General features: G+C 46.0%; 9 protein-coding genes, 1 tRNA gene and 2 pseudogenes. 9 read left to right on the top strand and 3 right to left on the bottom strand.

The window, feature by feature from the left end; genetic code table 11:
- From SJI19_RS09100 to SJI19_RS09085, 5 genes and pseudogenes are all read left to right on the top strand, one after another.
- A pseudogene (locus tag SJI19_RS09100) lies at window positions 1-261 on the top strand (HNH endonuclease signature motif containing protein); the annotation flags it as partial.
- Between the two features lies 1 nt (window position 262).
- Window positions 263-523: a bacteriocin immunity protein gene (locus SJI19_RS09095; protein WP_323477927.1), complete on the top strand. Its 261-nt coding sequence runs from the start codon at window positions 263-265 to the stop codon at window positions 521-523.
- Window positions 524-819: 296 nt separating this feature from the next.
- Window positions 820-1,205 (top strand): annotated as a pseudogene (locus tag SJI19_RS24825) (HNH endonuclease signature motif containing protein).
- 1 nt (window position 1,206) lies between these two features.
- Window positions 1,207-1,464: a bacteriocin immunity protein gene (locus SJI19_RS09090; protein ID WP_323477926.1), complete on the top strand. Its 258-nt coding sequence runs from the start codon at window positions 1,207-1,209 to the stop codon at window positions 1,462-1,464.
- Window positions 1,465-1,773: 309 nt separating this feature from the next.
- The gene (locus SJI19_RS09085) at window positions 1,774-2,049 is read left to right on the top strand and encodes a bacteriocin immunity protein (RefSeq protein ID WP_323477925.1); all 276 of its coding nucleotides are present in this window, start codon (window positions 1,774-1,776) and stop codon (window positions 2,047-2,049) included.
- A 126-nt stretch (window positions 2,050-2,175) separates the two neighbouring features.
- Here the strand turns inward: SJI19_RS09085 and SJI19_RS09080 are convergent.
- A tRNA-Ser gene (locus tag SJI19_RS09080) sits at window positions 2,176-2,263 on the bottom strand.
- Between the two features lie 293 nt (window positions 2,264-2,556).
- Here SJI19_RS09080 and yccA point away from each other — a divergent pair.
- Both yccA and SJI19_RS09070 read left to right on the top strand, forming a co-directional pair.
- The gene (gene yccA / locus SJI19_RS09075; RefSeq protein WP_323477924.1) at window positions 2,557-3,216 is read left to right on the top strand and encodes an FtsH protease modulator YccA; all 660 of its coding nucleotides are present in this window, start codon (window positions 2,557-2,559) and stop codon (window positions 3,214-3,216) included.
- Window positions 3,217-3,335: 119 nt separating this feature from the next.
- Window positions 3,336-3,662 (top strand): TusE/DsrC/DsvC family sulfur relay protein, encoded by a 327-nt coding sequence (locus tag SJI19_RS09070; protein WP_323477923.1) that lies wholly within the window; start codon window positions 3,336-3,338, stop codon window positions 3,660-3,662.
- Window position 3,663: 1 nt separating this feature from the next.
- Here the strand turns inward: SJI19_RS09070 and yccX are convergent, their stop codons facing one another.
- The gene (gene yccX / locus SJI19_RS09065) at window positions 3,664-3,942 is read right to left on the bottom strand and encodes an acylphosphatase (protein ID WP_323477946.1); all 279 of its coding nucleotides are present in this window, start codon (window positions 3,940-3,942) and stop codon (window positions 3,664-3,666) included.
- A gap of 89 nt (window positions 3,943-4,031) precedes the next feature.
- Here yccX and rlmI point away from each other — a divergent pair, with 89 nt between their 5' ends.
- Both rlmI and hspQ read left to right on the top strand, forming a co-directional pair.
- A complete protein-coding gene (rlmI, locus tag SJI19_RS09060; protein WP_323477945.1) occupies window positions 4,032-5,222 on the top strand; it encodes a 23S rRNA (cytosine(1962)-C(5))-methyltransferase RlmI in 1,191 nt (396 codons plus the stop codon).
- A 138-nt stretch (window positions 5,223-5,360) separates the two neighbouring features.
- Window positions 5,361-5,678: a heat shock protein HspQ gene (gene hspQ / locus SJI19_RS09055; protein WP_323477922.1), complete on the top strand. Its 318-nt coding sequence runs from the start codon at window positions 5,361-5,363 to the stop codon at window positions 5,676-5,678.
- Window positions 5,679-5,856: 178 nt separating this feature from the next.
- Here the strand turns inward: hspQ and SJI19_RS09050 are convergent, their stop codons facing one another.
- Window positions 5,857-6,270: a CoA-binding protein gene (locus SJI19_RS09050; RefSeq protein WP_323477921.1), complete on the bottom strand. Its 414-nt coding sequence runs from the start codon at window positions 6,268-6,270 to the stop codon at window positions 5,857-5,859.
- Window positions 6,271-6,297: the final 27 nt, after the last annotated feature.

Below are 6,297 nucleotides of genomic sequence, written 5' to 3'. Positions count from 1 at the left end.
TCTTTCAGAAGTGCGCTCTGGAAAGAAATTAGTGAAGAAAAAAATATTTTCGAACAAATGAGTACTGGCAACCATAATTTCATCAAGAAAGGCTTATCACCCTTTTGCCCTCAAACAGAACATGTTGGCCAGAGAGCAAAATATGAACTTCACCATATCACACCTATTGGAAATAACGGGGCAGTATATGATGTTGATAATATTAAAATAATGACACCCAAATCCCATATTGGACATCATTCTAGAAATGGTTATAAATAAAATGAAAATCAAAATGAATTATGAAGATTATTCTGAACGTGAGTTTTTAGAGTTAGTAACTAAGGTTTTCAATGCCGATTTTTTAACTGAAGTGGACGCAGACAAAGCTGTTTTTGAGCTTGTGCGCCTATCTGAGCACCCTTCAGGCGCGGACATTGTGTTCTATCCTTCAGCAGATGCTGATGATTCCCCTGAGGGAATACTAAATGTAATAAAGGAATGGCGTGCAATGAACGGCAAACCTGGATTCAAGCGGCCATAGCAGAAATTCTTTTGTATAAGTTCGTCACATGAAATTATCCCGGTTTGTTTCTGACAATCCGGGCAGTGGTAGCAGAGCCAGTAACCACAGTTGGCAAAGAATTTAAAGGCGTACTCAAAAGCACCGCGCCGACCACGGATGATTTCCCCGCCAGAATAATTTTTGTCACGCCCGGTCAGGTGCACGAGGCCTGGGGCCGTTGGTTATCCCAAACGTAGGGTTTAAGTCTATTGCCAATACAGGAAATCAGACGCAACCCGTCCAATTACCCGTGGTGACAACCTACCCTGATTTTAGTGGCATTGATAACAGTGTTATTGTCGTGCCGCCCCTTGATTGCGGCTACCAGCCAATATATATTATGTTTAGCGGCCCAAGTTGCGGACAAATTACGAGATAAGCGTTTCAACTCGTTCGATAGATTTCGCGAAGTGGTTTGGATTGAAATTGGAATAAATGAGACGTTATCATCTCAATTTTCAGATTTGAACAAAAGAAGAATGGCAGAAAAAGGATATGCTCCTTTCGTATATCCTGATAGCCAAGTCGCGGCAGAAAAAAATTAGAAATACACCACGTAGATTTGATTGGTCAAGGCGGTAAAGTTTATGATATTGATAACTTGCGCATATTGACTCCTATCGAGCATATAAAGCTACATTCTTCTGAAAAAGGTGAGTAGTGTGATACTAAAAGATAAGCTTGAAAATTATTCTGAAGAGGAATTTTTACAATTTCTGATAAAAATTTGGGCTATTGATGTTTCTGAGGAAGAGCATGATTACTTAGTTCAACATTTTGAAAAATTAGTTGAGCATCCGAATGGAAACGGTTTACTTTTTTTCCCTTCTAATGACGTTGAGGACAGTCCTAATGGGGTTCTTAAAGTTGTAAGGGAATGGCGTGCGAAAAGTGGAAAACCGGGATTCAGAAAACAATAACTAGTCACTATCTAGCTGACGTCCAAATTCTATTATATTGTGTCCCTGCTTCGGCCGGGACTATCGCATTCCAGCAGTGTCATCGAACTATCAGCTGTAGTATAACAGTTAGCACATGAAATCATAAAATACAAAATAACAATCTCACACAATAGCAAAGTGCGGCAAGTTATGAGTTTTTTCCGTGCTCGTCGACATTTTAACCAATTATGATTTTTAAGATAACGATTATCCTTCTTTGCTAATGAAATAATATTGAGCATGCCAAAGCAGCATATCGAGTCACACTCCAACAAAGGAAAAAATAACATGGAATTCAAGGAAAAATATGAGGATTATACTGAAGAAGAATTTTTAGAATTTCTCAGGGAATTTTTCCACAATAGCTCTGGTCTTAAAGGGGATGATTATGCTGCTTATAATGATAAAATGATTCTCCATTTCGAAAAGCTATCCGAACATCCTAGCGGCTCTGATGTACTGTTTTACCCAGATGGTAAGAGAGAAGATAGTCCTGAGGGAATTATGGAAGAAGTAAAATCTTGGCGAGCAAAAAACGGTAGGCCTGGATTTAAACATAGTTAAGTACCAAGCAACTTTGTTGAATAAACAATCACGCGGGGAAGGACAGGACACCAACAAGGTACTCCGCATCAAGATTTAAACTGGTTTTATTCAGGAGATGTAGGTAAGGCAACTGCTTGAAAAGGATGGCGGAGGAGTAGAGATTCGAACTCTAGAACGCTTGCGCGTCGCCGGTTTTCAAGACCGGTGCCTTCAACCACTCGGCCACTCCTCCGCAACGAGGCGAACTATAAACAGAGTCGATTCTGTTGTAAAGAGCGATTTGTTCTAATTGCTTGAAATTTCATCTATAGCCACGATTTTATGCAGGGATTGACTGATTTGCGTGCTGAATATACCGTTTTTTATCCGTTGTTGGCTGATTTTCTCATCCGCCTGAGTAAAGATGGGTAAAACAATTTTGCCGAGTCGCGAGGAGCCCGTAATCTACCATTCTATAACCGTCATCCTTCACGTTGCATGTAGGGCATGACTGTTGGCTTTCATTATATAAGACGAGGCAAATTAATGGATCGTTTAGTCACTACCTCTTCCCGGGGACGCTCACTCCTCAGTACCCACCGGGTATTACGCAATACGTATTTTTTATTGTCGTTAACGCTGGGGTTTTCCGCGCTTACCGCGACCGCCAGCACCCTGTTACAACTCCCCGCCCCAGGGTTCATCCTGATGATGGTGGGCGCTTACGGTTTGATGTTTCTGACCTACCGCTTGGCGAATAGTCCGGCTGGTATCCTGGCCACCTTTGCTTTTACCGGTTTTCTCGGTTACACCTTGGGCCCATTGCTGGGCATGTTGCTGGCCTCCGGCGCCGGTGAGGTGATTATGCTGGCCTTAGGCGGTACCGCACTGGTCTTTTTTGCGTGTTCTGCTTATGTGTTGACCACCAGAAAAGATATGTCGTTCCTATCGGGAATGATGCTGGCCGGCATTGTGGTACTGGTGGTGGCGGTCATCGCCAATCTGTTCCTGCATATTCCGGCATTATCGATGGCAATAAGCGTGCTGTTTATTCTTTTCTCCTCTGGTGCGATTTTGTGGGAGACCAGCAATATCATACACGGTGGCGAAACCAACTACATCCGCGCGACGGTGGGGTTATATGTCTCGCTGTACAATATTTTCGTCAGCCTACTGAGCATTCTGGGTTTTATGCGCAGCAACTGATGCCTATGGCCATTACGCTCCACCTGCCCCACGTAATGTGGGGCGTTGTTTTTCTGGCTCGGTAAATTTGCTATCATAGACGGTAATAAATAGAGTCCAGAGGGGATCGGAAAACAACAATGGAACATAATGGCGTACAGGTCGAAACCGATGAACAGGGCTATTTGCAAAACAGCGACCAGTGGCATGAACAGCTGGCCGAGGAGATTGCATTGCAAGAGGGTATAACCCTAACCGAAGCCCATTGGCAGGTCATTCATTTTGTCCGCGATTTCTATCTGCAATACAATACTTCGCCGGCAATTCGCATGCTGGTGAAGGCAATGAAGCAAAAATACGGTGAGGATAAAGGCAATAGCCGTTATCTTTATCGCTTATTCCCGCAAGGCCCGGCCAAACAAGCCACTAAAATTGCCGGCCTCCCCAAGCCGGTCAATTGCATTTGAATTAATAACGGATCTGAAAACCATCATAATGTTTTACACTACGCGGCTCAGACAGGACTCGGTCTATTTGGGCGCCGCGCGGTCCGCCTTGTTTTAGCCACTCCAGCAATTTTTCCACCTGTTCAGTTTCGCCACAGGCCACCACTTCCACGCTGCCGTCATCCAGATTGCGCGCGAAGCCTGTGAGCGCTAATAGCGTCGCCTGATGTTGGGTGGTGTAGCGAAAACCTACACCTTGGACCATCCCATAGACATAAACTGCGGTGCATGCTTTAGACATCATTTCCTCCGTGGGTCGGCTAATGTTTGCTTTTGGCTGCGCTTGTTCGCAGAATGGCGCACTTTCTCTCTGGTGTAGTATAAATCATGATAACAAAACGTCTTTTCCTGGCAAAGGGGCGCGAAAAGTCCCTGCTTCGCCGGCACCCATGGATTTTTTCCGGTGCAGTGCAACGGATCGAGGGCAAACCTCAGTCCGGTGAAACTATTGATATTTTGGACGATAAAGGTAAATGGTTGGCTCGGGCGGCCTATTCCCCTACCTCACAAATTCGCGCACGCGTTTGGTCATTTCAACCGGATGAAGTCATTGACGTCGATTTTTTTACCCATCGTCTGGCTACCGCCCAACGTTTTCGCGATCTGTTGGCCGCAAGGGATGGACTGGATGCCTATCGATTAATCGCGGGTGAATCAGATGGGCTGCCAGGTATTACCATCGATCGTTACGGCAATATCATGGTATTGCAGTTGTTATCCGCAGGCGCCGAATATCATCGGGCCACGTTAACGTTAGCACTGCAACTAGGCTACCCGGAATGTGCGATTTACGATCGTTCGGATGTATCGGTACGAAAAAAGGAAGGCCTTGAGTTGACCAGCGGTGTGATCGTGGGCCCACCACCACCCGAACTGCTTAGTATTCATGAACATGGTATGGCTATCCAGGTTGATATTGCCCAAGGGCATAAAACCGGTTTTTATCTCGACCAACGTGACAGTCGGCTGGCTGCGCGTAAATATGCCTCCGGCAGACGGGTTCTTAACTGTTTTTGTTATACTGGCGCATTTTCCGTATCGGTGTTACTGGGCGGCTGTAGCCAGGTGATCAGTGTCGATACCTCACAACATGTGCTGGACATCGCCAAAAGTAATATTGAATTAAACCACCTCGATCTTTCCCAGGCCGGATTTGTTCGTGAGGATGTATTTCAGCTATTGCGCACCTACCGGGAACAGGGCGAGCGTTTCGATATGATTATTCTCGATCCACCAAAATTTGTCGAAAATAAAAATCAGTTGGCCAGCGCGTGTCGCGGTTATAAGGATATCAATATGCTGGCAATGCAGTTGTTAGCACCAGAAGGTATTTTACTGACGTTCTCTTGTTCCGGTTTGATGCCCACCGACCTGTTCCAGAAAATTATTGCCGACGCTGGTCTAGATGCCCATCGGGAGGTACAGTTTATCGAGCAATTCCGTCAAGCGGCCGATCATCCGGTAATGGCACCATATCCAGAGGGGTTGTATTTGAAAGGCTTTGCTTGTCGAGTGATTTAATCTCCTGAAGCCCCCTTGATATTGGCTATTTATCCCCCATATATACCATAAGACGGTAGTGGGGTTTGTTTTCAGCACCGCTGATCTCAAGTTAAGCCTACGGTACTTTTTTAACGTGCTACATCGCGGGGAGAACTTATGATTGCCAGCAAATTTGGGATCGGCCAGCAGGTCCGCCATAAGCTGTTAGGGTATTTAGGTGTAGTCATTGATGTTGATCCTGAATATTCTTTGGAAAAACCGTCACTGGATGAAATTGCCGCTGACGATAAGCTTCGCGCCGCACCTTGGTACCACGTTGTCATGGAAGATGAAGAGGGTAAGCCTGTGCATACCTATTTGGCTGAGATACAGCTAGGTTATGAAGCCTCTCCGGTTCACCCTGAGCAACCAACGCTAGATGAGTTGGCTGAGTCCATCCGTCAGCAACTTTTGGCTCCACGCTTACGTAATTAACGCGTCGCGGTTGCCCGATAAAAGTACGCGAGCACCGCTGGCGACCGTTTGAATGCGCGATCAGGCACCAACGACTCGTGCTGGTAGGCTTGGCCTGCAGCTGAAGGTTCGTTGAGCCGCCGCATTATTGCAACGCGAAATACCTAGGGGTGTGGTCTTCTGTATGTAAGCGTTCACCTCACTTATCCAGTCCCAAACGCGGTATCTCAATTTTGGGGCAACGGTCCATTACCACCTGCATACCCTGATCTTTCGCCAGCACGGCGGCCTGCTCGTTGATGACCCCCAACTGCATCCATATCACGTTGGCGCCTATCGCTATGGCCTCTTGCGTCACTTCATAGACCGCATCTGAACGCCTGAATATATCCACCATATCGATTTTTACTGGAATATCCGCCAGTTGGCCAAAGACGCGTTGACCAAGGATATGTTGCCCTGCCTGCGAAGGGTTGACCGGAAAAACTTGATAGCCGTGATCGAGTAAATAAGCCATCACACCATAGCTTGGCCTTGTTGGTTTATCACTGGCACCCACCAATGCAATCGTTTTTACCGAGGTCAGAATACCGATTATATCGTTATCAGTCATGCTACATCTCCGCTTGAGAACATAACC

The organism is Acerihabitans sp. TG2 (genome assembly GCF_035013185.1).
Classification (GTDB): Bacteria; Pseudomonadota; Gammaproteobacteria; order Enterobacterales; family Enterobacteriaceae; genus Acerihabitans.
Note: the sequence above shows the minus strand (reverse complement) of the source record. Positions and strands in the feature narration are given on the sequence as shown.

Excerpts from the sequence above, each read along its gene's own strand:
- SJI19_RS09095 (WP_323477927.1), top strand. The coding sequence starts at position 263 with ATGAAAATCAAAATGAATTATGAAGATTATTCTGAACGTGAGTTTTTA.
- SJI19_RS09085 (WP_323477925.1), top strand. The coding sequence starts at position 1,774 with ATGGAATTCAAGGAAAAATATGAGGATTATACTGAAGAAGAATTTTTA.
- yccA (WP_323477924.1), top strand. The coding sequence starts at position 2,557 with ATGGATCGTTTAGTCACTACCTCTTCCCGGGGACGCTCACTCCTCAGT.
- SJI19_RS09070 (WP_323477923.1), top strand. The coding sequence starts at position 3,336 with ATGGAACATAATGGCGTACAGGTCGAAACCGATGAACAGGGCTATTTG.
- yccX (WP_323477946.1), bottom strand. The coding sequence starts at position 3,942 with ATGTCTAAAGCATGCACCGCAGTTTATGTCTATGGGATGGTCCAAGGT.
- hspQ (WP_323477922.1), top strand. The coding sequence starts at position 5,361 with ATGATTGCCAGCAAATTTGGGATCGGCCAGCAGGTCCGCCATAAGCTG.
- SJI19_RS09050 (WP_323477921.1), bottom strand. The coding sequence starts at position 6,270 with ATGACTGATAACGATATAATCGGTATTCTGACCTCGGTAAAAACGATT.